Origin of the sequence: Thalassospira sp. (assembly GCF_030690045.1) — a bacterium.
Taxonomy (GTDB): domain Bacteria; phylum Pseudomonadota; class Alphaproteobacteria; order Rhodospirillales; family Thalassospiraceae; genus Thalassospira.
In genome coordinates, this window is the sequence record NZ_JAUYHK010000016.1 from 632,606 (window position 1) to 656,633 (window position 24,028).

The 24,028-nt window shown below is 56.4% G+C and carries 20 protein-coding genes; 18 read left to right on the top strand and 2 right to left on the bottom strand.

Going from position 1 to position 24,028, the window contains the following annotated elements; all coding sequences use genetic code 11:
• Positions 1 to 442 precede the first annotated feature (442 nt).
• From Q8O73_RS14615 to Q8O73_RS14690, 16 genes are all read left to right on the top strand, one after another.
• Positions 443 to 2,872, top strand: a complete 2,430-nt coding sequence (locus Q8O73_RS14615; RefSeq protein ID WP_305558899.1) for a TonB-dependent receptor — start codon at positions 443 to 445, stop codon at positions 2,870 to 2,872.
• Positions 2,873 to 3,055: 183 nt separating this feature from the next.
• Positions 3,056 to 3,790 (top strand): calcium-binding protein, encoded by a 735-nt coding sequence (locus Q8O73_RS14620; protein ID WP_305558900.1) that lies wholly within the window; start codon positions 3,056 to 3,058, stop codon positions 3,788 to 3,790.
• 106 nt (positions 3,791 to 3,896) lie between these two features.
• Positions 3,897 to 5,633 carry a type I secretion system permease/ATPase gene (locus Q8O73_RS14625; protein WP_305558901.1) on the top strand — a complete coding sequence of 579 codons (1,737 nt, stop codon included), beginning with the start codon at positions 3,897 to 3,899 and terminating at the stop codon, positions 5,631 to 5,633.
• On the top strand, positions 5,630 to 6,994 hold the full coding sequence (locus tag Q8O73_RS14630; protein ID WP_305558902.1) for an HlyD family type I secretion periplasmic adaptor subunit: 1,365 nt from the start codon (positions 5,630 to 5,632) through the stop codon (positions 6,992 to 6,994). Before Q8O73_RS14625 ends, Q8O73_RS14630 begins: the two co-directional genes overlap by 4 nt.
• Positions 6,995 to 7,086: 92 nt before the next feature.
• Positions 7,087 to 7,686, top strand: coding sequence for a biliverdin-producing heme oxygenase (locus Q8O73_RS14635; RefSeq protein WP_305558903.1), 600 nt, complete (start codon positions 7,087 to 7,089; stop codon positions 7,684 to 7,686).
• 166 nt (positions 7,687 to 7,852) lie between these two features.
• Positions 7,853 to 8,392, top strand: coding sequence for a ribosome maturation factor RimP (gene rimP / locus Q8O73_RS14640; protein WP_305558904.1), 540 nt, complete (start codon positions 7,853 to 7,855; stop codon positions 8,390 to 8,392).
• Between the two features lie 9 nt (positions 8,393 to 8,401).
• Complete coding sequence (gene nusA / locus Q8O73_RS14645; protein WP_305558905.1) at positions 8,402 to 9,958, top strand: transcription termination factor NusA; 1,557 nt, start codon at positions 8,402 to 8,404, stop codon at positions 9,956 to 9,958.
• A gap of 20 nt (positions 9,959 to 9,978) precedes the next feature.
• The gene (locus tag Q8O73_RS14650; protein ID WP_305558906.1) at positions 9,979 to 10,569 is read left to right on the top strand and encodes an RNA-binding protein; all 591 of its coding nucleotides are present in this window, start codon (positions 9,979 to 9,981) and stop codon (positions 10,567 to 10,569) included.
• 78 nt (positions 10,570 to 10,647) lie between these two features.
• Positions 10,648 to 13,278 (top strand): translation initiation factor IF-2, encoded by a 2,631-nt coding sequence (gene infB / locus Q8O73_RS14655; protein WP_305558907.1) that lies wholly within the window; start codon positions 10,648 to 10,650, stop codon positions 13,276 to 13,278.
• A gap of 24 nt (positions 13,279 to 13,302) precedes the next feature.
• Entirely contained in the window at positions 13,303 to 13,722 is a 420-nt protein-coding gene (gene rbfA / locus Q8O73_RS14660) for a 30S ribosome-binding factor RbfA (protein ID WP_305558908.1), read from the top strand.
• Positions 13,722 to 14,648, top strand: a complete 927-nt coding sequence (gene truB, locus Q8O73_RS14665) for a tRNA pseudouridine(55) synthase TruB (RefSeq protein WP_305558910.1) — start codon at positions 13,722 to 13,724, stop codon at positions 14,646 to 14,648. Before rbfA ends, truB begins: the two co-directional genes overlap by 1 nt.
• A 17-nt stretch (positions 14,649 to 14,665) precedes the next feature.
• Positions 14,666 to 14,938, top strand: a complete 273-nt coding sequence (rpsO, locus tag Q8O73_RS14670) for a 30S ribosomal protein S15 (protein WP_305558911.1) — start codon at positions 14,666 to 14,668, stop codon at positions 14,936 to 14,938.
• 218 nt (positions 14,939 to 15,156) lie between these two features.
• Complete coding sequence (pnp, locus tag Q8O73_RS14675) at positions 15,157 to 17,286, top strand: polyribonucleotide nucleotidyltransferase (RefSeq protein WP_305558912.1); 2,130 nt, start codon at positions 15,157 to 15,159, stop codon at positions 17,284 to 17,286.
• Positions 17,287 to 17,408: 122 nt separating this feature from the next.
• The gene (locus Q8O73_RS14680; protein ID WP_305559001.1) at positions 17,409 to 18,803 is read left to right on the top strand and encodes a nitronate monooxygenase family protein; all 1,395 of its coding nucleotides are present in this window, start codon (positions 17,409 to 17,411) and stop codon (positions 18,801 to 18,803) included.
• A 207-nt stretch (positions 18,804 to 19,010) separates the two neighbouring features.
• Positions 19,011 to 19,448, top strand: coding sequence for an iron response transcriptional regulator IrrA (gene irrA, locus Q8O73_RS14685; protein ID WP_305558913.1), 438 nt, complete (start codon positions 19,011 to 19,013; stop codon positions 19,446 to 19,448).
• Positions 19,449 to 19,643: 195 nt separating this feature from the next.
• Positions 19,644 to 20,063, top strand: coding sequence for a rubrerythrin family protein (locus tag Q8O73_RS14690; protein ID WP_305558914.1), 420 nt, complete (start codon positions 19,644 to 19,646; stop codon positions 20,061 to 20,063).
• Here the strand turns inward: Q8O73_RS14690 and Q8O73_RS14695 are convergent.
• Entirely contained in the window at positions 20,060 to 20,389 is a 330-nt protein-coding gene (locus tag Q8O73_RS14695) for a DHCW motif cupin fold protein (protein WP_305558915.1), read from the bottom strand. The genes Q8O73_RS14690 and Q8O73_RS14695 overlap by 4 nt on opposite strands.
• A gap of 131 nt (positions 20,390 to 20,520) precedes the next feature.
• Here Q8O73_RS14695 and Q8O73_RS14700 point away from each other — a divergent pair, with 131 nt between their 5' ends.
• Positions 20,521 to 21,567 carry a serine hydrolase gene (locus Q8O73_RS14700; protein ID WP_305558916.1) on the top strand — a complete coding sequence of 349 codons (1,047 nt, stop codon included), beginning with the start codon at positions 20,521 to 20,523 and terminating at the stop codon, positions 21,565 to 21,567.
• Here Q8O73_RS14700 and Q8O73_RS14705 read toward each other — a convergent pair.
• The gene (locus tag Q8O73_RS14705) at positions 21,559 to 22,521 is read right to left on the bottom strand and encodes an AraC family transcriptional regulator (RefSeq protein ID WP_305558917.1); all 963 of its coding nucleotides are present in this window, start codon (positions 22,519 to 22,521) and stop codon (positions 21,559 to 21,561) included. The two genes, Q8O73_RS14700 and Q8O73_RS14705, sit on opposite strands and share 9 nt — an antisense overlap.
• A 147-nt stretch (positions 22,522 to 22,668) precedes the next feature.
• Between Q8O73_RS14705 and Q8O73_RS14710 the strand changes: the two genes are divergently transcribed.
• Positions 22,669 to 24,003 carry a tetratricopeptide repeat protein gene (locus Q8O73_RS14710; RefSeq protein ID WP_305558918.1) on the top strand — a complete coding sequence of 445 codons (1,335 nt, stop codon included), beginning with the start codon at positions 22,669 to 22,671 and terminating at the stop codon, positions 24,001 to 24,003.
• Positions 24,004 to 24,028 lie beyond the last annotated feature (25 nt).

The window sequence follows — 24,028 nt, forward strand, 5'->3', positions numbered from 1 at the left end:
CATCCGCCCTGATTTAGGGGTGATTCACATAAAAATAAGAACTATTCGCAAAAAATATCGTTCTTCGTCAGATATATCGAAATCAGCTTCGTCTCAAGGAAAGAGCAAGACGCACCGTGACCTGTCACAGGCGTCCCCCTTTCTTCAGGAGACGATACGAATGCCATCCGCCCTGCCCTGCCCCACCTATGAAATTTGCTTTGTCCCTGTTAACCCCGTCAAAATCGCACCCCGGATGGCGCGCTTTGCGATGGCAACTGCGTTGACCGGCAGCCTGATGGCCATCATCCCGGTCCCTCTTCAGGCTCAAACAGCCGGTTCGGGCACCGAAAGCGAACTGGCACAAAGCAACCTTGCCGGACAAAGCTTTCATTTTGACATCGCCGCCCAGCCCTTGCCCGCCGCCCTGATGGCGTTTGCGCAGATTTCGGGGCTTGATGTCGTGGTCGATGGCAGTTTGCCAGACAATGTCATGGTGCCGACTGTGGAGGGCGATATGACTGCCCGGGATGCGTTGACCCGTCTTCTGGATGGCAGCGGTCTGTCATGGCGATCCCTTGATGCCAACACTATCAGCATTCAGGAAATGATTGCCGGTGACGTTGGTAATGGCGAGGTGGTGACCGCGCCGGTGCAGGTGTCGGCTGGAAGAAATGCCGTTGGATATAATGGTAATCCGGACTGGGTTTACGACACGCCGGGGTCGGTGACGGTGATTACGGCAGAAAATATAAGAAAAGTACCGGGCAGGGATGCCGCGGATATTTTCTCTCAGGTTCCGGGTGTTGACGTTGCGGGCAATCGTCAGCAACCCGGCTTGTCTGTCAATGTTCGCGGCCAGCAGGATCAGGGGCGCGTCAATATGAACATTGATGGTGCGCGTCAGAACTTCAATCAGTCCGGTCACGGCGTCGTCAACAGAATGTATATTGATACCGCGTTGCTGGCGGATGTCACTGTAGAAAAAAGCAACTTTTCCGGTGTCGGCGGCGCTGGAACATCGGGCGGTATTGTTTCTATGCGAACACTGAATACCGACGATATTCTGGATGCTGACGAGGATATTGGCGGCAAGATCAATCTTTCGCGCGGCAATAATGAATATGACTTTGCGGGTGATGTGTCCGTTGCTGCGCGTGTAACGCCGAAATTCGATGTTGCGGTGGCCTTCAGTCGCAAGCTGGTTGGGGAGTACAAGGGGGGCGAAAACAATCCGGGCCTGTATATAACGCGTCCTCAGAGTGGTGCGGGAACACTGGTTGAAGCGGGTGGTGAGGAACAAAGATATACCGACCAACAACAGAGTGCCGGTCTTTTCAAGGCCAATATTGCGCTGTCAGAGGATCAGGATCTCAATCTTGGCTATGTCGGTTTTACAACAAATTTCGGAAAAGCAACCGGCGAAGATTTGCAATATAACGATTTAAACGAAGCGACGTCTCATACCGTTACTGCCAAACACTCGTGGAACCCGGAAACCGATCTTATTGATTTGAAAACCGGTCTTTGGTGGACGCAGACGGAAAACAAGCAATTTCGCCCTGCGCGTTATACCGCTGCCGGAGCCGTATCGACCGACGCATTCAACACGGAATACAAAATAGATACTTATGGTTTTGACGTAGCCAATACGAGCCAATTCTATCTTGATGAAGTTATAAGCCGGGATAGCATTTTCAGTCTCGATTATGGCGTTGAAACCTTTCAGGACAAAACCAAAACAGGCTCCGAAACTTTGGGGCTTGGCGGGGCTGGATTCGGGTTTGAGTTGGAAGGATCAACGCCAAACGGTCAGCGGGATGTCCAGGGTGCGTTTATGGACGGAACCTTTGACTGGGGCGGACTCGTGCAGTTGACTGGCGGCTTGCGCTATGATCGGTTTCAACTGGATGGCGATTCATACTGGTGCGAGCAATACAACCCTGCCAATACTTGTGAAAGTGGCGGAACGCCACTTGATATCGATCTATCCGGTCATAAAATTTCGCCATCTGTCACCCTTGGTTTATCACCGTTTGAGGGTATCCAGTTCTTTGGGTCATATCGCCGGGCCTATCGTCCGCCGACGATTATGGAAGGCATGATCAAAGGGCGTCATGTTGCGGGCGTGCCTATTCCATTTTACGCCAATCCTGATCTTGAGTCCGAGGACTCTTTTACCACCGAATTTGGCGTCAATCTGAAATTTGATGATGTATTCGTCAAAAATGACGGTTTCCGGGCAAAGCTGTCTCATTATCAGACCAAGATTGAAAACTATATCGTTTCGGCGGCTGTTGCCCAGCCGACGCCGCGAACCATCAGTGCTCCTCTGGGTTGGACACAGGCTGCGCAGGCGCAATCCTATGTCAATTTGCTTGATCCGGTTTATATGTCGGGCAACGAGGTGGAAGTCGCCTATGACGCTGAAAAAATATATCTTTCCGGCAGTATGGCATTCTCCGATACGGATCTGACGGGAAATTACGATCCGATTATTTTCCCGCTTAATGCCATACCATCAATGCCCGGCACGGTAGGCTTGCCAGCGCATTGGGGCAAAGCAGGCGGTTTGACGACAGTCTATACCTTGCCCAAGCGCAAATATACGCTTGATGGCGGTGTGCGGATGTTTGATCAAAGTCTGACGCTCGGTGCGCGTGCGACCTTTGTTTATCCCGAAGAAAATATCGCCGGCAATCTTGGCGACGATGCACAAAGCATTCTGCGATATCGCACGTATGATTTGTATAGTTCTTATGAATTCAACGATAACGTGAAATTCGGCTTTGCGGTCAATAACCTGACCGATGAAGCCTATGTCGAGGCACTTGGCGGGCTGATATTGGCCCCGGGACGGACAGCAATCATGACGCTTAGCGGCAATTTCTGAATTCTGAAAAATGATCTTGAACTGGAGAGTAACAGGCTGGTGAAAGCTCCGGCCTGATACTCTATTTTTCATTTAAGTAATTGATTTTAAACAAAAAAATTGTTGACTATATATGATACTAAGAGTCATTATCAAATAGTTGCCTCATTGGTTGGGGCAAAAATGCAAATGGAGAATTGTGAAATGGCTATTACGATTGATCTTACCGCAAACGGTTCGGGCAACGGCGTTGATCTTCAGGCGTTTCTCGATGATTTTGACAATAATTTCTCGAGCGGATCAGGTAACTACGGTTCGTTCTTTGGCGGCGCGTCCCCGACCGAGCTTGGCAATCAGTTCTGGCTGGAAGACCAGAATAGCAGCAGTTCCTATACTGGTGCATTTTTGGCAACAACCGGATCGGGTATGTTTGAATACAACATGTCGAATCACACTGTTGCGGGCAATCTTGACCAGATTTCCTTTGGCAGTGCGTTGGGGTACGATGCGGGTACCGGCCTGTTCGAATTCACCGATTCACAAGTTGACATTTCCGGCCTGAATCCCGGTGACAGTGCAACCAACTCTGTTCTTGCAGAACTGCGCACGGGTGATATTGCAACGCTTGAAAGCACTTTCGCCTCCCAAGGCGTCGAAATCAACGGCAGCAGCGGCGCTGACGTGATTGGCGGCTGGGCCGGTGATGATGTTCTGACCGGCAATGGCGGTGCGGATACCTTTGAATTCGACACCTCGGCCAGCTTCGGTGACGACACCGTTACCGATTTCACCGACGGTACCGATCTTCTTGATATCGATTACAACTCGGTCACGATTGGCGATGACGGCAACGGTAATGCGCTGATCACCCATGCCAATGGCACCATCACCCTGACCGGTGTTGATTTCAACAGCCTTGATCAGACCGATTTCGTCTGATCGTAACGGGCATTGAAAGGGGGCTGCGGTTTGCGCAGTCCCCGGCCTGTTTGCGCTTTCTGCCGTTCATCCAGTGTCTTTTGATTTTCCAACCCCCGGATATGTCATGTCGCATCAAGGTCGATCTTCCCGGCAGAAATCCCGTGAACAGGGCGTGCTGGCGCAAGCCCTTCGGGCGGTGCGCGGGGCGTTTTTGTCGGTCGGGGTGCTTAGCGGTATTGCCAATTTGCTGATGCTGACCGGGCCGCTTTTCATGTTGCAGGTCTATGACCGGGTTCTGGCAAGCCGCAGCCTGCCGACCCTGACCGCGTTGATCGTGCTGGTGGCGGTTTTATATGTGTTTCTGGGGGCGGTGGATGCGTTGCGGGCCCGCATGCTGGTGCGGATCGGCTGGCGGGTGGATGAACAGCTGGGCGCAAATGCCCTTGCCGCCACCCTTGATCAGGCCCTGAAACCCGGTGGTGAAACCGCCCGTCCCCTGCATGATCTGGATCAGATCCGGCAGTTTCTGGGTGGGGCCGGGCCAATGGCAATTTGCGACATGCCGTGGATGCCGTTATTTGTCGGGATTATTTTTGCCTTTCACCCGTGGCTGGGCGTTATGGCACTAGCGGGCGGGGTGATTTTGGTGGTGCTGACCCTGATCAGCGAAATGGCAACCCGCAAACAGGTTGAGGCAATGAACGGGCAGGCCGCCCGGCGCAGCACCCTGATTGAGGCCGGGCGCCGCAATGCCGAGGCGATTCGCGCCATGGGCATGACCGGTGCCTTTACCCGGCGCTGGGCGCAATTGCATCAGGATTATCTGACCGATAACAACCGGGTGGGCGACGTCAATTCAACCTTTACCGCCTATATCAAGGTGATCCGCCTTGCCATGCAGTCGGGGGTTCTGGCGCTGGGCGCGTGGCTGGCGATTATGCAGGAAGTCTCGCCCGGTGCGATGATCGCCGCCTCGATCCTGACCGCGCGGGCCCTGGCTCCGGTTGAACAGGCGATTGGCAATTGGCGCGGCTTTATTGCCGCCCGGCAATCACATCATCGTCTGGAAAAAATTCTGGGCGTTGCGGCACGCAAGGATGATCCGATGCCTCTGCCCGCCCCGGTGCAAAAACTGGAAGTCGCCAATTTGGCAGTGCGGGCTCCCGGTGTGTCCGGCGGTCAAAATAATGGCCGCATTCTGGTGCGGATTGCCGATGTGCGGTTGCGCGCCGGGGATGGTCTTGGCGTGATCGGGCCCAGTGGATCGGGCAAATCGACCTTTGGCCGGGCGCTGGTGGGGATTGGTTCCTTGCAAAGCGGAACGATCCGCCTTGACGGGGCGGAATTGCATCATTGGGACCCGGACCGCCTGGGGCGGCATATCGGTTATTTGCCGCAGGATGTGGAATTGTTTGACGATAGTGTGGCGGCCAATATCGCCCGTCTGGATCCGGATGCTCCGGCCGATGCAGTGGTCGATGCCGCCCGGCAGGCCGGGGTTCATGACATGATTCTGGGTCTGCCTGACGGTTATGATACCCGGATCGGGGTAGGCGGAGCCACCCTTTCGGGTGGGCAGCGCCAACGGATCGGGCTGGCCCGCGCCCTGTATGGCGACCCGTTCCTGATTGTGCTGGATGAACCCAATGCCAGTCTGGATGCCGAGGGTGAACATGCCCTGACCCATGCAATTGCCGGGGCGCGTCGGCGCGGGGCGATTGTGGTGCTGATTGCCCATCGTCCGGCGGTGCTGGCGGCGGTCAATCTGGCGATGGTTATTCAGGACGGGCGGCAGGTCGCCCTTGGTGCCCGTGACGATATCCTGCGTAAAACCATGCGCCCGCTGGAGGAAAGCGCATGACATTTATCGGATCTAACTCCCAAAAACCGTCCGGTGATGACCGGGAAATTTCGACTTTGTCCCCAATCAGCCCGGCGGCAAGATCGTTGCGGAATCATATGGTGTTTGGAGTCGGGGTGGTGGTGCTGATGGCGGCGGGGCTTGCGGGCTGGCTTGCGGTGGCGCAACTGTCCGGGGCGGTGGTCGCCAGCGGCAAGATGGTAGTGGATAGCAACGTCAAGGATGTTCAGCATCCCGACGGTGGAATTGTCGGTGAAATCAGGGTGCGGGATGGCGACCGGGTGGCGGCGGGCGATTTGCTGATGCGCCTTGATGATACCATGGCACGCGCCAGCCTTGCCATTACCGAAAGCCAGATCGATGCGCTCAGTGCCCGGCGCATGCGGCTGATCGCGGAACGGGACGGGGCGGATGACCTGACCCTGCCCGCCGTCTTTGCCGGCCGGCAGGATGACCCGGCGGTTGCCGAACTGGTGGCCGCCGAACGCAGCCTGTTTGCCGCCCGGCGCGCCAGTCTGGATGCCAAAAAACAGCAATTGCAGCAACGTTTGTTGCAACTGGGCGAAACCGTGGTCGGGATGACGGCGCAAAAACAGGCCAAGGAAGAAGAAAGCCGCCACATTGTCGATGAGTTGGGCGGGTTGGAGATGTTGTATGACAAACAACTGGTGCCGATTACCCGTGTCGCGGCCTTGCGCCGGGAAAAGGCCAGCCTTGCCGGGCAAAGTGGCGAACTGATTGCCAATATTGCCGGGACCGGCATGCAGATTGCCGAAACTGAAATTGCGATTTTGCAACTGGATCAGGACCGTCAGACCGAAATCCTGACCGAATTGTCCGATATTGACCCGCAACTGGCCGAACTGATGCAAAAACAGATCGCCCTGCGCGACCAGTTGCGCCGCATCGATATTCGCGCCCCCTATGATGGCACGATCTATCAGATGGCGGTGCATACGGTGGGTGGCGTTGTGGCGGCGGGCGACCGGATCATGGGGATCGTACCCGACAATGATGAACTGGTGATCGAGGCCCAGTTACGCCCGCAAGACATTGATCAGGTCCTGCCGGGGCAACCGGCGATGCTGCGCTTTACCGCCTTTAACCAGCGCACAACACCGGAACTCGATGGCCGGGTGTCGGTGGTGGCGGCCGATCTCACCCGCGATGATCTGACCGGCGAGATGTTTTACAGCGTACGCATCAGGATCGATGCCGGTGAAATCAGCCGTCTGGGCACACAAAGCCTGATGCCGGGCATGCCGGTCGAGGCCTTTATTGCAACCGGTGAACGCACCGCCCTCAGTTATCTGTTCAAACCGCTCAGCGACCAGTTTGCCCGTGCCTTCCGCGAGGACTGATTTTAAGCCGTATCTCAGAAATCGTTATCTGCCATTCGTCTCAGATAAAAGAGAGATTATCCCGTTTAAAATCCAGCAATAAAGGGACGATAATGCACAGCGATGTTCTTGAGTGCGCCGAACTGCCGCCACGGGTGGCGCGGTTAAAGCAGGAAACCACCAGCAACCATCAAAAAATTGATGATATGGTGATGGCGATGGACCCGTTTGCCAGCCGCGCCAATTACATCCGGTTTCTGACGATGCAATACCGGTTTCACCGGGCGATGAAGCCGCTTTATGATGCGCCGGATTTGAATGTGCAATTGCCGGGATTGGTGGCGCGGGCCCGGTTCGACGCGGTATCAGCCGATTTGGCTGATTTGGGGGTCACGACCCTTTCCGATATGCCCGGTGACACCATTGCGGCACAGGGGGCAAGTCGTCTGGGCTGGCTTTATGTATGCGAAGGATCGTCGCTGGGGGCGGCCTTTTTGTTAAAAGCCGCCGCCGCACTGAATTTGAACGAGGAATTCGGGGCACGGCATCTGGCCGGGCATACCGAAGGACGTGGCAAGCACTGGCGCGGATTTGTCGATCAGATGAATAATTTGCGGCTGGATCAGGCCGAAGAATCGTCGGTGATTGCCGGGGCGGTATCGGCATTCGATTTTTTTCGCCGCCTGCTTGAATCGGATCGGGTGCAGGCCTGATCCTCAAAAATCGTCAAAGCCCGCGGTTGAAAAGGGCCTGACGATCAGGATCGTGACTTGATTTCTGCGAAAACTGGCGGTATAAGGCCGCCAAGCTTTTTGTAATTTCGGACAAAGAGTGGGCCTCGGCCCGCTCTTTTGTGCATTCTGGGGTATGGCTCGCTATATGGCTGAACTGATCGGACAACAGTTAAAAGACCCTTTGATGGTGCGGATCGCGGAAATTATTGAACCGTCGATCAATGCGCTGGGGTTTGAACTGGTGCGGATTTCCATCATGGGGAAAGACACGCAGATTCTTCAGATCATGGCCGACCGCGCGGATGGTCAGGGCAGCATCAATGTTGAAAATTGTGCGGAAATCAGCCGTACGGTTTCGGCATTGCTGGATGTCGAAGACCCGATCTCGGGCGCCTATACCCTCGAAGTCAGTTCACCGGGCATTGACCGCCCGCTGTCACGGCGCAAGGATTTTGAAAACTGGCGCGGTTTTGAAGCAAAGGTCGAGATGGTGGTGGCGGTTGATGGCCGTCGCCGTTTCAGCGGAAAGCTGGATGGAATTGAAAATGATGCGGTCGCCCTGATTGTCGATGGCGAACGCGAATTGTTGCCGTTGGCCGATATCGCCAAGTCGAAACTTGTGCTGTCGGATGAATTGATCGCGTATGTCACCGGCCCCGGTCGCGCTGACAAGAACGCTGAATAGAGGCTGGAAATGGAAACAACTTCGGGAATGCCGCGTCCGGAACTTTTGCAGGTGGCCGATGCCGTCGCCCGCGAAAAGGGCATTGATCGTGATGAAGTCCTTGGTGCGATGGAACAGGCCATTCAAAAGGCCGGTCGTTCCAGATATGGTCACGAGCATGACATCCGCGCCCATATCGACCGCAAAACCGGCGAAATCAAGCTGGCGCGCTATGTCGAGGTGACCAACGACATCGAAAATGATTTCACCCAGATGTCGCTGGAAGAAGCCCGCCTGCGCAATGAAAAGATCGAGCTGGGCGAATTTTTGGTTGATCCGTTGCCGCCGATTGATTTTGGCCGCATCGCCGCCCAGACCGCCAAGCAGGTCATTGTGCAAAAAGTGCGCGATGCTGAACGCGAACGCCAGTTTGACGAATACAAGGACCGCATCGGCGAAGTCATTAACGGTCTGGTCAAGCGCGTTGAATTTGGCAATGTTCTGGTCGATATCGGTCGCACCGAAGCCATTCTGCGCCGCGAAGAGCTGATCCCGCGCGAAACCGTGCGTCAGGGGGACCGGGTTCGCGCCCTGATCCTGGATGTCCGTCGCGAACAGCGCGGGCCGCAGATTTTCCTGTCCCGCACCCATCCGACTTTCATGGCAAAACTTTTTGCCCAGGAAGTTCCGGAAATTTATGATAATATCATCGAGATCAAATCGGTTGCCCGCGATCCGGGTTCCCGTGCCAAGATTTCGGTACAGTCATCCGATCATTCGATTGATCCGGTCGGGGCCTGTGTCGGTATGCGCGGGTCGCGCGTGCAGGCGGTGGTTGCCGAATTGCAGGGTGAAAAAATCGATATCATCCAGTGGTCGGAAGACCCGGCAACGTTTGTCGTCAATGCCCTTGCCCCGGCAGAAGTCAGCAAGGTCGTGCTGGATGAAGAAGCCAACCGCATCGAAGTGGTGGTGCCTGATGACCAGCTCAGCCTGGCCATTGGTCGTCGCGGTCAGAATGTGCGTCTGGCCTCGCAATTGACCGGCTGGGATATTGATATTCTGACCGAAGAAGATGAAAGCGAACGCCGTCAGGAAGAATCACGCAAACGGGCAGAAATGTTCGTCAAGGCGCTTGATGTTGACGAAGTCATTGCCCATCTTCTGGTCGCCGAAGGCTTTACCTCGGTTGAGGAAGTTGGCTATGTGCCGCTGGCCGAATTGTCGGAAATCGAAGGTTTTGAAGCCGAGATCGCCGAAGAACTGCGCAATCGTGCGCGCAGCTATCTGGCCGAAGAAGCCGAACGTCTGCAAAAACGCCGTGAAGAACTTGGGGTCGATGACGCGCTTGTCGAATTCCCGGGATTGTCACTGGCGGTTGTTGTCAAGTTGGGCGAAAACGGCGTTAAAACCGTTGAAGATTTCGCCGATCTTGCCAGTGACGAGCTGATTGAATTTGCCGGGGATGCCGACACCATCACCATGGATCAGGCCAATGACCTGATTATGGCGGCGCGTCGTGCCGAAGGCTGGTTTGATGATCTTGAAGCCGAAGGCGAAACCGAAGATCAGGGCGACAAAGCCTGATTGCGGATCGGAGGTCGACCATGTCGCACCGTAAAGGCGGCAAGGATCGCGTGGAACCGGAACGCCGGTGCATTGTCACCGGCGAAGTCCGGGCGAAAGAAGATCTTCTCAGGGTTGTGATCGGCCCGGATGATACGGTCGTGCCCGATCTTGAGGAACGCCTGCCGGGACGGGGATTATGGTTGTGCCCGTCGCGGGATGTGGTAAATACCGCCTGTGCAAAAAATGCTTTTGCCCGGGCAGCCCGACAAAAAGTAGTGGTTGACCCGGCGCTGGCAGACCGGATCGAGCTTTTGCTGGTCAGGAAATGTATCGATCTGTTGTCGCTGGCGCGTCGTGCCGGACAGGCGGTTGCCGGGTATGAAAAGGTCCGCGCCCGCATCGACGAGGGGGCGGTAATGATATTGGCGGCGCGTGACGGTGCCGCAGACGGAAAAGGCAAGATCGCTGCGAAAGCATATGATCTGCCGGTCTTTTCCGTTCTGGATGCTGCCGAGATTGGCATGGCATTTGGCCGGGATCACGCAGTGCATGTGGCCGTTTCGCCGGGAGGACTGGCAGAACGGCTGGGCCGCTCGTTACAGCGGCTTGAAGGATTTCGCGCAGCCTGAAGGCAGGATGCGTCGAACAGACAGACAGGGTCGGCAGGATGTGCCCACCCCGCAGGAAATGAGGAAGTTGGACGGATTATGAGTGATCGCGATACGGAGCAGAAGCCGCTGAGCCTCAATCGACCGAAAATTGAATTGCGCAAAACGGTCGAGGCTGGGCAGGTACGTCAAAGCTTCTCGCATGGACGGTCCAAAGCTGTGACCGTTGAAGTGCGCAAGAAGCGGACATTCGAGAAAAACGACTCCGGCCGCTTCCGCGAAGTGAAAAAGGACGAGCCGGTTGCCGAAAATGCACCGGCCCCGGTTGCAACGCCCGAACCGGTCAAGGAACAGCCGCGGGTTGTTGAAGACCACAGCCACCTGACCGACAGCGAACGCGCTGCGCGGATGGCTGCCCTGAAGGCAGCGGATGAACGCCGCAAGCAGGAAGAAGCCGAAGCCGCCGAGCGCGCCCGTCTGGATGCGATCAAAAAGGCCGAGGAAGATGCCCGCCTGAAACGCGAAGCCGCCCAAGCCGCTGCTGCTGCTCCGGTTTCTGCTGGGCGTGACGACGACGAGGCCGCGCCGGCCGCCGTTGCGCCGCGTCCGAAGGTGAAAAAACCCGAAGCCAAAAAAGCCGTCGCGGAAGACGTTATTCCGGGCGCACCGGCCGAACCGCTGGTGCCCGAAGAACGTCGCCGTTCGGCGCCGTCGGCGGCCAAGCCGAAAAGCCGCAAGGAACTGGACGAAGAAGAAGCCCGCACCGCTGCTGCGCGCAAAAAAGCTGCCGAAGCCGATGCGGCCGGTCGTGGTACGCCGCGCGGCAAGGGAACGGAAGATGTCCGTCGTCGGGGCAAGCTGTCGATCAACACCGCAATGTCCGGTGATGAAGGCGGTCGCCGTCGTTCGATGGCGTCGATCAAGCGCCAGCAGGCCAAATCCAAGGCTCGCATGCATGGCGCGCAGAAGCCGAAAGAAAAAATCGTCCGTGACGTTAATATTCCGGACGTTATCACCGTTCAGGAACTTGCCAACCGTATGGCGGAACGTGCGGCCGATGTGATCAAAAGCCTGATGGGTATGGGCGTGATGGCCACCATCAATCAAAGCCTTGATCCCGATACCGCGCAGCTGGTGGTCGAGGAATTCGGCCATAACATGAAACGTGTGTCCGAGTCCGACGTTGAAGAAGCATTGGTCACGGCGGCAGATACCGCAGAACAGATGATTACCCGTCCGCCGGTCGTGACCGTGATGGGCCATGTTGACCACGGCAAGACTTCGTTGCTGGACGCTCTGCGCAAAACCGACGTTGTCAGTGGTGAAGCCGGTGGCATTACCCAGCATATCGGCGCCTATCAGGTGACGATGGCCAGCGGTGCCAAGATCACCTTCATCGATACGCCGGGCCACGCTGCTTTTACCGAAATGCGGTCGCGCGGTGCCAAGGTGACGGATATTGTGGTTCTGGTGGTGGCGGCTGATGACTCGGTCATGCCGCAAACCATCGAGGCGATCAACCACGCCAAGGCTGCCAATGTGCCGATGATCATTGCGATCAACAAGATCGACAAGCCGGGCGCAAACCCGACCAAGGTGAAAACCGAACTGCTTCAGCACGAAGTCGTGGTCGAGGAAATGGGCGGCGAAACCCAGTGCGTTGAAGTGTCAGCCAAAACCGGCGACGGCCTGACCGATCTTGAAGAAATCATTCTGTTGCAGTCCGAAGTTCTGGATCTGCGCGCCAACCCCAACCGTGTTGCCGATGGCGTTGTCGTCGAAGCCCGGATGGAAAAGGGCCGTGGTCCGGTGGCGACCGTTCTGGTGCAGCGCGGCACGCTCAATAACGGTGACATCTTTGTCACCGGTGCGGAATGGGGCCGTGTTCGCGCCCTGGTCAATGACCATGGCGTGCGGGTCGATCATGCCGTGCCGGGTATGCCGGTCGAAGTAACCGGCCTGAACGGTGTGCCGTCGGCGGGTGATGACTTTGTGGTTGTCGAAACCGAAGCCAAGGCGCGTGAAGTTGCCGAATTCCGTCAGCGTCGTACCCGCGAACAGCAGGCCGCGACGATGAAGAAATCCGCCCTTGAAAACATGTTTTCAGGGACCGGTGACACCAAGGAACTGCCGATCGTCATTAAAGGCGACGTGCAGGGTTCGGTCGAGGCGCTTATTGGCACCTTGCAGAAACTGGGCAATGACGAAGTCAGTGTCCGCGTCCTGCATAGTGGCGTTGGCGGCATCAACGAATCCGACGTGACGCTGGCGCGGGCATCGAATGCCCTGATCATCGGCTTTAACGTGCGTGCTAACCAGCAGGCCCGTGAACAGTCGCGCCGCGACAATGTCGATATCCGGTATTATTCGATCATTTATGACGTTGCCGATGATATCAAGCAGATGCTGACCGGCATGTTGTCGCCGGAAGTCCGCGAGAAGTTCCTGGGGTATGCACAGGTCCGCGAAGTGTTCACCATTTCCGGCAACAAGATTGCCGGTTGTATGATCACCGAAGGAACGGTCAAACGCGGTGCGGGTGTCCGCTTGCTGCGTGACGATGTGGTGATCCATAGTGGTGAACTTTCGACGCTCCGTCGTTTCAAGGACGAAGTCAAGGACGTCCGCGAAGGTTATGAATGCGGCATGTCGTTTGCCAAATACAATGACCTTCAGGTGGGCGATGTGATTGAGTGCTTCGAACAGGAGGAAGTCGCTGTCCAGCTTTAAGGTGGCGCAGCGATACTTATGAATATGGCGAAGCAACCGGCCAAAGCTCCAAGCCAGAGACAGTTGCGCGTGGCGGAAGAAATTCGCCACGCGCTGTCCCGGGCGCTTGAGCGGGGTGATATTTACGATCCGGACCTTTTGCGCCGACCGGTGACCATCACCAAGGTCGATCTGAGCCCGGATATGCGCAATGCGATGGTTTCCTTTACGCCGCTGGGCGGCGGGGAAGCCGCAACGGCGCTGGCCGCCCTGCACCGGCAGAAGGGGCAGTTGCGCCTTCAGGTGGCGCAATCGGTTCATACGAAATTTGTGCCGCAATTGCGTTTTGTTGAAGACAAGAGTTTTGATGTGGCCGATCATATCGGTGCCTTGCTGCGCGACCCCCACGTCGCCCGCGATTTGAAGGCGGATACATCGGACGATCAGGACAAAGAGGACGACTGATGGCGCGTCGGCGTCGCGGTATAAGCATTAATGGCTGGCTCGCAGTGGACAAACCACTGGAGATCACGTCATCGACGGTGGTCAATCAGATTCGCCGTCATCTGGATGCGGCAAAGGCCGGGCATGGCGGGACACTGGACCCGCTGGCCAGCGGCGTTTTGCCGATTGCCTTTGGCGAGGCGACCAAAACGGTTGCCTATGTCATGGATGGCAGCAAAAGTTATCGTGTCATGCTAAAATTTGGCGAGGCACGCAGCACCGACGATGCCGAAGGCGAGGTAACCGCCACATCGGATCATCGTCCGGATGCTGATGCGATCAACGCGGTGCTGGGGGATTTCATCGGTGAAATCCAGCAGGTGCCGCCAAAATTTTCGGCGATCAAGGTCAATGGCAAACGCGCCTATGATCTGGCCCGCCGGGATGAAGACGTGGTGTTGAAACCACGTCCGATTCTGATTAAGGATCTTCGACTGGTCGATATGCCGGACCGTGATCATGCCGTGTTTGAAGTTGTTTCAGGCAAAGGGGCATATATGCGGTCACTGGCGCGCGATATTGCGCTGCGCCTTGGTTCTGTCGGCCACATCGCGGCCCTTCGCCGGACATCGGCGGGGCCTTTTTCGGAGGGAAATTCCATCCCCTTGCAGCAATTGCTGGAGATGGACCCCGAAGCGGTGATCGAGAAACTGCTTCCGGTTGAGACCGCGCTGGACGACATCCCGGCGCTGGCCCTGACCGAAGTCGAGGCGCAGCGTCTTGCCAGCGGACAGCCTGTCGGGCTGTTGGCCGTGGCCAAACGCAGTGACCCCGGAACCCCCGTCGCACAGGACGGAATTGTTTGCGCCAAGTTGAACGGCCGCGCAGTTGCGCTGGCCGAAATACAGGGTGGCGAAATTCGTCCGGTGCGTGTTTTTAATCTCTAAAGGCGAAAGGATGCCTGATGTCGATTACTGCTGAACGCAAAACCGAGCTGATCAAGGAATTTGGTCAGAAAGAAGGCGATACCGGTTCCCCCGAGGTCCAGGTTGCCATTCTGAGTGAACGGATCAAAAACCTGACCGAACACATGAAAGAACATAACCACGACTTCCACAGTCGTCGTGGTCTTCTCATGATGGTCGGCCAGCGTCGCCGGTTGCTGAAATATTTACAGCGGAAGAATAACGCGCGCTACGAAGCTGTTATCGCGAGCCTTGGTATTCGTCACCGCTAAGACTTTGACGTACGGCGGATCGGTCCTCGGACCCTCCGCCGTCGTTTTTTATCCCGTGTGGATCGGGATATATGAGAGAAACAGGCCAAATGGTTGGCCTGCTTCGATTGTCCGGACCCATTAATCATGCGGCTGTCATATATGCCTCATGATTAATGTGTTCGGATCTCGTATATGACTGACCAGATCCGCATACAGGTCTGTTTGTAAGGAAGTAGTTGAAAATGTTTAATGTCGTCCGCAAGGAAATGCAGTGGGGCAACGCCAAGCTGGTTCTGGAAACCGGCAAGATCGCCCGTCAGGCTGACGGTGCCGTTATGGTCACCTATGGTGAAACCGTTGTTCTGTGTACGGCTGTTGGCGCCAAGTCGCCGCGCCCGGACATCGATTTTTTCCCGATGACCGTGAATTATCAGGAAAAAGCCTTTGCCGCAGGCAAAATTCCCGGTGGCTTTTTCAAGCGTGAAGGCCGTCCGTCGGAAAAGGAAACCCTGGTTTCCCGTCTGATCGACCGTCCGATCCGCCCGCTGTTTCACCCGCTGTATCGCAATGAAACCCAGCTTGTCTGTACCGTTCTGTCCCACGACATGGAAAACGACCCCGATGTCATTTCCATGATCGGTGCATCGGCCGCCCTGACGATTTCGGGTCTGCCGTTTATGGGCCCGATTGCCGCTGCCCGCGTCGGATACAAGGATGGCGAATATCTGCTCAATCCGACCACCGAAACGCTTAAAGGCTCCGAGCTTGACCTTGTGGTCGCCGGGACCCGCGACGGTGTGATGATGGTGGAATCCGAGGCATCGGAACTGTCCGAAGAAATCATGCTCGGTGCGGTCAAATTTGGTCATGACAAGTTTCAGGCCGTTCTCGACCTGATTATTGAACTGGCCGAAGATGCCGCCAAGGAACCGCGTGCCATTGCCGAACTGCCCGAAGGCTATGACGCACTGGTCGCCAAGGTTGCCTCGATTGGCACCGATCCGCTGACCAAGGCCTATGCCCATGTCGTCAAGCAGGATCGTTCCGGCGCGATTTCCGAAGCCAAGCAGGAAATTCTTGCCAAACTGGCAGACGAAGAAATTTCCGATGCCCTGAAAGGCAAGATTTCCAGCATCGTCAAGGATCTGGAAAAAGACATCGTGCGCGGTGCGGTTCTGAAAACCGGCAAGCGTATTGATGGCCGTTCGGGTTCGGATGTGCGTCCGATCATTGGCGAAGTGTCGGTTCTGCCGCGCGCCCATGGTTCGTCGATTTTTACCCGTGGTGAAACCCAGGCGCTTGCCGTCGTCACCCTTGGCACCGGTCAGGATGAACAGATTGTCGATGCGCTGGATGGCGAATACCGCGAAAACTTCATGTTACACTATAACTTCCCGCCCTATTCGGTTGGTGAAGCTGGTCGTATGGGTTCGCCGGGGCGTCGTGAAATCGGTCATGGCAAACTGGCATGGCGCGCTCTGCATCCGTTGATGCCGGCCAAGGATGTCTTCCCGTATACGGTTCGGATCGTCTCCGAAGTCACTGAATCAAATGGGTCTTCGTCGATGGCCACCGTTTGCGCAAGCTCGCTTGCGATGATGGATGCCGGTGTTCCGCTGACCCGTCCGGTTGCCGGTATTGCGATGGGCCTGATCAAGGAAGAAAACGATTTTGCCGTTCTGTCGGACATCATGGGTGACGAAGATCATCTTGGCGACATGGACTTCAAGGTTGCCGGTACGGAAAATGGTATCACCTCCTTGCAGATGGATATCAAGATCACCTCGGTCACCCAGGAAATCATGAAGATCGCCCTGGATCAGGCCCGCGGCGGTCGCCTGCATATCCTTGGCGAAATGTCCAAGGCACTGCCGGAATCGCGTGGTGAAGTTTCGGGAAATGCCCCGACAATCATCCAGTTCCAGATTCCGCGTGACAAAATCCGCGAAGTCATTGGGTCGGGCGGCAAGGTCATTCGCGAAATCTGCGAAGAAACCGGTGCCAAGATCGACATCGAAGACGATGGCTCGATCTCGGTTGCACACACCGATGGTGTCAAGGGCAAGCAGGCCGTTGACTGGATCAAATCAATTGTTGCGGAACCTGAATTGAACCATATCTATGATGGTAAGGTTGTGAAGGCAGTTGATTTCGGCGCGTTCATCAATTTCTTTGGCGCACGGGACGGTCTGGTTCACATTTCCGAACTGTCGCAAGACCGTGTGAAACAGGTTTCCGACGTGGTCAAGGAAGGCGATGCTGTCAAGGTCAAGGTTATTGGTTTTGATGATCGCGGCAAGATCAAGCTGTCGATGAAACGTGTTGATCAGGCAACCGGTGCGGATCTCGACGCCACCGAAGCCTGAGACTGAAACTTTGGACTGAAGCCTGAGAGACTCCGGACGGCGGAAAACAACAATACGCCGTCCGGCCTTCAATGTGGCGCAAGCGGGCCGCATTTGAGTGAAAGCGAATGGGAGAGACGATTTTGAAAGCCCTTGAACCGCTCGTCATGTCGGGAAAAGAGGTGCTGCCTTTGGTAGAAGGTGGCAAGGGGATTGCTGTTTCAACAGGCCTTAGTTCCGGCGCATGGGCGGCGGCTGGTGGTGTCGGGACGTTTTCTGCCGTGAATGCCGATTCCTATGATGAAAATGGCAATCTTGTTCCGATTGAATATGCCGGTAAAACCCGTGGAGATCGTCATCAGGAACTGATCTCCTATGGTATTCAGGGCGGGATCGCCCAGGCGCAGATTGCCCATGAAACCCGCAATGGCGCAGGCCGCCTGCATATGAATGTGCTGTGGGAAATGGGCGGTGCCGAAGAAATCCTGACCGGTGTTCTGGAAGGCACCAAAGGGCTGGTGCATGGTGTGACCTGTGGGGCGGGTATGCCTTACAAGGTGTCGCAGATTGCCGCCGAATATGGCGTTTATTATTACCCGATTGTGTCGTCGGCCCGCGCTTTCCGCGCCCTGTGGCTGCGCGCCTATAAAAAAATTCCCGAATGGCTGGGCGGTGTGGTCTATGAAGATCCGTGGCGCGCCGGGGGCCATAATGGCCTGTCAAATTCCGAAGACCCGCTGGTGCCCGAAGATCCGTTACCGCGGGTGATGGAATTGCGCGCCTATATGAATTCGGTAGGGCTGAACACTGTGCCGATCATTATGGCCGGTGGCGTGTGGTATTTGCGTGATTACGCCGACTGGATGGATAATCCGGAAGTCGCACCGGTGGCGTTCCAGTTTGGTACACGCCCGTTGCTGACCAAGGAAAGCCCGATTTCGCCGGAATGGAAATCCCGGTTGATGACCTTGAAAGACGGCGACGTGTCGTTGCATAAATTCAGCCCGACCGGCTTTTACAGTTCTGCCGTGCGTAATGCGTTTCTGGAAGATTTGCATATGCGGTCCAACCGGCAGGTGCGCTATTCCCGGACCGCCGAGGCCGATTTGCAGGTCGGTATTCCATTGGGCCGTCGCGGTCGTCCGATCTATGTCCGTGAAGACGAGGCGGACAAGGTGTGGGGCTGGCTGGCAGCAGGTTATAGCGAAGGCATGCCGACCCCGGATGACACAATGGTCTTTGTGACACCCGACAGTGCGCTTGAAATTAAAAAAGACCAGATCGATTGCATGGGCTGTCTGTCGCACTGCCAGTTTTCCAATTGGGCAGAGAAAGAAGGTACGACCGGCAAACGCGCCGATCCGCGGTCCTTCTGCATTCAGAAAACCCTGCAAAGCATTGCTCATGGCGCAACGGTTGAAAACGAACTGATGTTTGCCGGGCACAATGCCTATAAATTTGCCGAAGACCCGTTTTATTCAAACGGCTTTGTACCGACTGTGGGGCAATTGGTTGAACGCATCGCCACAGGCGATTGATTTCAAAGATATTTCTCCAAAAGGGGCTGGCCGCAAGGCTGGCCCTTTTTGGGTTGTAAGGCCTGAAATCCCTTTGTTTCGTTGCTTTGAGATCATTTGATTATAGTTGATCAAAATCAAAGAAACGTGCCTTAAGGTTCCCTAATGTAGCCCTGTAATCACCGACAGGGGCATGTTGCGCCTGTCTGAAACAAGCAAGGGGCAAACATGATGACCATTCAGCGACCCTATACCCACGCTTTGAACCGCCTGAAAGAAGCCGGTTTGCGACCCACCCGTCAACGTCTTGCACTGGCCCGTCTGTTATTTGACAACGGCCCGCGCCACATCACCGCCGAACAGCTTCATTCCGAGGCAATGGCGCAAAATGTGCGGGTGTCACTGGCGACCGTTTACAACGCGCTGCACCAGTTTACCGATGCCGGTCTGATCCGCGAAATCGTTGTCGATTCCGGGCGGTCCTATTTCGATACCAATGTCGCGCCGCATTATCATTTTTACTGCGAAGATGACGGCATGCTGATCGACATTCCGGCGGATGCCGTGCAGCTGGCCCGCGTGCCCAATATGCCGCGCGGCACCGAACTGGCATCGGTTGATCTGGTGTTTCGCCTGCGCCGTCAGGAAGAACGCCACGTTGCATGACGGATATGTCATCCGGGCCCAATCCGGGCATAAACCGGGCGATGCTGTGACATTGTGATGAAACCGGACGATATCAGGATCAATTGCCCCGTTGCTTCTTGACGTTCCGGCTTCTTCGCACAAATAGATGGGCGGTGGCGCATATGTGCCCCGCCCGTTTTTATAAATTCAAGAAGACTGACAGGGGACCACAAGGTGCCGCTCAAGGGAACACGTACCGAGAAAAATCTGCTGGCCGCCTTTGCCAGCGAGGCGCAAGTCAATCGGCGTTATCTTTATTTCGCCCAGCAGGCCGATATTGAAGGCCTGCCCCATATCGCCGAACTGTTTCGCATCGCCGCCGAGGCCGAAACAGGCCATGCCTTTGGTCATCTGGAATTTCTGGAAAAATCCGGCGACCCGTTAACCGGCGCACCCTTTGGCTCCACCCGTCAGAATCTTCAGGCCGCCCTGATGGCCGAACAGGAAGAAAGCGCCACCCGCTATCCCGAAATGGCCCGCATCGCCCGCGAAGAAGGGCTGGATGATGTTGCTGCATGGTTTGACAGCCTGTCGCGGGTCGAGGCTGCCCATGCCAGCCGCATGGAACGCGCCTTGACCGAAATGGGCGATTAATCCACCACAAACAGTCTGGCACCTTTTTTGGTGCGTGACCGGTGCGGTTCGGCATTGTCGGCCACCTGATAGCTCATACCCGGTGTCAGGACAAAGCTGCGACCATCGGCCAGTTCCGTGTGCAATTCACCCTCAAGGCACAACAGGATATGGCCCTTGACGCACCAGTGATCGGCCAGATAGCCCGGCGAATATTCCACCATTCTGACCCGGATCGGGCCAAAATGCCGGGTGCGCCAAAAGGCCATGCCGGTTTCGCCGGGATGTTCGGTGGCCTCGACCCCCGACCAGTCGGTAATGCCAAAGGGAAGATCGGATATGTGCATGAAGGGGAAACCTTGACGGGATTGCAAACAGGATTGCCGAAGCTATCTTTCCCATTGCGGTCTGTCCATGAACAGATGGGGCGTTTTTGCAAACCGGTCATGATTTTGCCATCAGGGTTGCGTAAACAGCGATGATGTACAGATATCTGATTGTTTTCGGCCTTGTTTTTCCCCTGACCCAGCCGGTTGCACAGGCGCAACAGCCTGATGCGTCTGTGGCCATGTCGTCAACCGTACCGTCCTTGCCGGATATTCTGGAACGTGCAGGCGCGCTGGAACCGCTGCGGGTGGTGATGGTGGCGCAATCGGGTATGGTCATTGCCGAACGTGGCTATCGCGGCCATACGCCGGCATCGGCGACCAATATCAAATCGGCCTCCAAATCGGTGATTTCCGCCCTTGTCGGGATCGCGATTGATCGCGGTGTTCTGGCCGGGGTCGATCAAAAAATCGCGCCGCTTTTGGCTGGTGATCTGCCCGCCGATGCCGATCCGCGTTTGCATGACATCACCATCGGGCATTTACTGTCGATGCAGGCCGGGCTGGAACGGACATCGGGCCGCAATTACGGACGCTGGGTCGCCAGCGGCAACTGGGTGCGTGCCGCGCTCAATCAACCCTTTGTCGATCAGCCGGGCGGCACAATGCTCTATTCGACCGGATCGTCGCATTTGCTGTCGGCCATCCTGACACGGCAAACCGGGCGATCCACGCTGGCGCTGGCGCGGGACTGGCTGGGGGCGGTGGATGGTTTTGCCATCACCGCCTGGGACCGTGACCCGCAGGGGATTTATTTTGGCGGCAATCAGATGGCGATGAGTGCGTCCTCGCTTTTGGCTTTTGGTGAATTGTATCGCAATGGCGGCCGCACTGCGGACGGACAGGATGTGATTTCCCCGGACTGGATCAGGCAAAGCTGGCAGCCGCGCACCACCTCGCGATTTAACGGCGATGGTTATGGTTATGGCTGGTTCCGGCGCACTATTGGTGGCGAAGATGTGATCTATGCGTGGGGCTATGGCGGGCAGATGCTCTATATCGTGCCCGATCTGGAATTGAGCGTTGTCATGACATCGGATGAAAACAGCCCGTCGGCCCGCACCGGCTATCGCGATGATTTGCATGATGTGCTGGCGCAAATCATTGCCGCAGCATCCCGGCGCGAAACATCATCGTGACGGTGTGTTTTCCCGCCGCCATGTGGCGGGTGGAACGCCATATTCCCGTTTGAAGGCGCGCTGAAACGCGGCTTCGGAGTCATATCCGACATCAAAGGCGATCCGGGCAAGGCTGTGACTGTTATGGCGCAGACTTTCGGCGGCTTTTTCCAGCCGTATCTGTGTCAGATACCGCATCGGCGGCTGGCCGATCAAATCGCGAAACCGTTGGGCAAAGGCGGATCGTGACATACCAACTGCACTGGCCAGCATATCGGTTGTCCAGTCATCGCGATGGCGATCATGCATCAGGGACAGGGTCTTGCCAATTACCGGATCGCGCAAGCCTGACAACCATCCTGACCCCCCTTCCGGCAGCGCTGCGAAATAGGTGCGGATGGCCTCGATAAAAAGCATTTCAGAAATTCTGGCCAAAAGCGATGCCGAACCCGCCCGGCCCTGCGCCAGTTCGCGGGCCGCCATCCGAAAGGATTGCCCCAGCCAGTCCCCCAGAATCGTGTCATTCGGGGTCAGATGCAGGATCGGCGGCAAATGGCCCAGAAGCGGGGTCTGGCTGTTTTCACTGCCCAGAAAACCGCACAGGATTTTGGTAATCTCGCCGCCACCGCCATATTGGATGCGGGCGATATCCTGATCCGAAGCGTGCGAGATCAGTCCTTCGGGGTTTTCGGGTTCCAGACCGGCGCTGCTGCCCATCACATGCGGATCATTATGGGGTAGCAGGACAATTTCCCCGGCCCTGATTGTCACCGGCGGCAACCCGGCGATACTCAGAACCAGCGTACCCGACACGACATAATGATAGGCAATGACCCGTACGGGCATTGTGATAAAGCCTTGGTAATCTTCCGGTGTGACCTCCGACAGCAGGCACCAGGGCGCGCTGAAGTCGCCTTCAAGAAAGACAGCACCGGAAAGCCGGATCGGCCGCAGAATGTAAGATAAGGCGTCCATGTCTGGAATAATTTCAATTATGGCGTTTCGGGCATTTTAACCGGCGGCGCGATCATTTCCAGCTTTTGTTTATCCCTATAGTTTCGCGATCCGCCCCGTTACCGCGGGCAGGAAAAGGGATACAAGAAACATTGGAGATTTAGGGATATGACGACCAAAGACAGGCTCGGCCTGATTCTGAGCGGCGCATCGGATGCCGGGCGGGATCATTACGAAACCGCACTGACGCAATTTCAATGCTATATCGGCGATCCGGTGGCAAGTGTCGATGCGGCGATCAAAACCGATCCCGGTTTTGTAATGGCCCATGTGTTAAAAGCCTATTTGCATTTGATGGGAACGGAACCGGCGGCCTTGCCGGTGGCGCGAGCCTGTCTGGCAGACGCACTGAAAGGCGACGCCACCCCGCGCGAATGCGGCCATATTGCCGCGATTGATCATCTGATCGCCGGGCGCTGGCATGCGGCTTCGCGGGTTCTCGAAGACATCGCCATCAACAATCCATCGGATATCCTCGCTCTTCAGGTCGGGCATCTGATTGATTTCTTTACCGGACGCTCACGGCTGTTGCGCGACCGGATCGCACGCGCCATCGGGTCCTGGGATGATACCATGCCGGGTTATCATGTGATGCTCGGCATGTATGCCTTTGGCCTTGAGGAAACCGGCCATTATGGCCGGGCCGAAGCAATTGGCCGCAAGGGGGTGGAACTCAATCCGCGCGATGGCTGGGCCCAACATGCGGTGGCCCATGTGATGGAAATGCAGGGCAGGACCCGCGATGGCATTGCCTGGATGACGGATAATGCGGATTCCTGGTCGCAAGACAGCTTTTTCTCGGTGCATAACTGGTGGCATCTGGCGCTGTATCATCTGGAAAACGAAGATATCAATGCCGTGCTGGACCTGTATGACGGGCCGATCAATGGCGGAAAATCCGGCGTGATTATGGAAATGATCGACGCATCCGCCCTGTTATGGCGGTTGCATTTGCGCGGGATTGATGTCGGGGATCGCTGGCAGGATCTGGTGGCGAAATGGGAACCGGTGGCAACAGCAGGCAATTATGCCTTTAATGACCTGCATGCGGCGATGGCCTGTGTCGGGGCAGGCAAAACCGGTCTGGCCGACAGCATTCTGGACGCACAGGAAGGGGCGATGCGGCGCAAGGATGACAATGCCCGCTTTACCGGCGATGTCGGCAATGCCCTGACAAAGGGTGTTCTGGCCTTTGGGACAGGGGATTATGCCCGCACCATCGAATTGCTGCGTCCGGTCCGCGATAGTGCCCACCAGTTTGGCGGCAGCCACGCCCAGCGCGATATCATCGATCTGACCCTGATCGAGGCATCGTTGCGCGGGGGCAATCAAAACCTTGCCCGGGCGCTGGCCTCCGAACGGCGCGAAAACCGACCCGAAAGCCCGCTATCCTTGCTGTTTGCCCGCCGGGCCGAGGCAGCAGGCCATTACAAGGCAGCCTAGGATCAAAAGCATCAGGCCGGTTCAA

Excerpts from the sequence above, each read along its gene's own strand:
- Q8O73_RS14620 (WP_305558900.1), top strand. The coding sequence starts at position 3,056 with ATGGCTATTACGATTGATCTTACCGCAAACGGTTCGGGCAACGGCGTT.
- Q8O73_RS14625 (WP_305558901.1), top strand. The coding sequence starts at position 3,897 with ATGTCGCATCAAGGTCGATCTTCCCGGCAGAAATCCCGTGAACAGGGC.
- Q8O73_RS14630 (WP_305558902.1), top strand. The coding sequence starts at position 5,630 with ATGACATTTATCGGATCTAACTCCCAAAAACCGTCCGGTGATGACCGG.
- Q8O73_RS14635 (WP_305558903.1), top strand. The coding sequence starts at position 7,087 with ATGCACAGCGATGTTCTTGAGTGCGCCGAACTGCCGCCACGGGTGGCG.
- rimP (WP_305558904.1), top strand. The coding sequence starts at position 7,853 with ATGGCTGAACTGATCGGACAACAGTTAAAAGACCCTTTGATGGTGCGG.
- nusA (WP_305558905.1), top strand. The coding sequence starts at position 8,402 with ATGGAAACAACTTCGGGAATGCCGCGTCCGGAACTTTTGCAGGTGGCC.
- Q8O73_RS14650 (WP_305558906.1), top strand. The coding sequence starts at position 9,979 with ATGTCGCACCGTAAAGGCGGCAAGGATCGCGTGGAACCGGAACGCCGG.
- infB (WP_305558907.1), top strand. The coding sequence starts at position 10,648 with ATGAGTGATCGCGATACGGAGCAGAAGCCGCTGAGCCTCAATCGACCG.
- rbfA (WP_305558908.1), top strand. The coding sequence starts at position 13,303 with ATGGCGAAGCAACCGGCCAAAGCTCCAAGCCAGAGACAGTTGCGCGTG.
- truB (WP_305558910.1), top strand. The coding sequence starts at position 13,722 with ATGGCGCGTCGGCGTCGCGGTATAAGCATTAATGGCTGGCTCGCAGTG.
- rpsO (WP_305558911.1), top strand. The coding sequence starts at position 14,666 with ATGTCGATTACTGCTGAACGCAAAACCGAGCTGATCAAGGAATTTGGT.
- irrA (WP_305558913.1), top strand. The coding sequence starts at position 19,011 with ATGATGACCATTCAGCGACCCTATACCCACGCTTTGAACCGCCTGAAA.
- Q8O73_RS14695 (WP_305558915.1), bottom strand. The coding sequence starts at position 20,389 with ATGCACATATCCGATCTTCCCTTTGGCATTACCGACTGGTCGGGGGTC.
- Q8O73_RS14700 (WP_305558916.1), top strand. The coding sequence starts at position 20,521 with ATGATGTACAGATATCTGATTGTTTTCGGCCTTGTTTTTCCCCTGACC.
- Q8O73_RS14705 (WP_305558917.1), bottom strand. The coding sequence starts at position 22,521 with ATGGACGCCTTATCTTACATTCTGCGGCCGATCCGGCTTTCCGGTGCT.
- Q8O73_RS14710 (WP_305558918.1), top strand. The coding sequence starts at position 22,669 with ATGACGACCAAAGACAGGCTCGGCCTGATTCTGAGCGGCGCATCGGAT.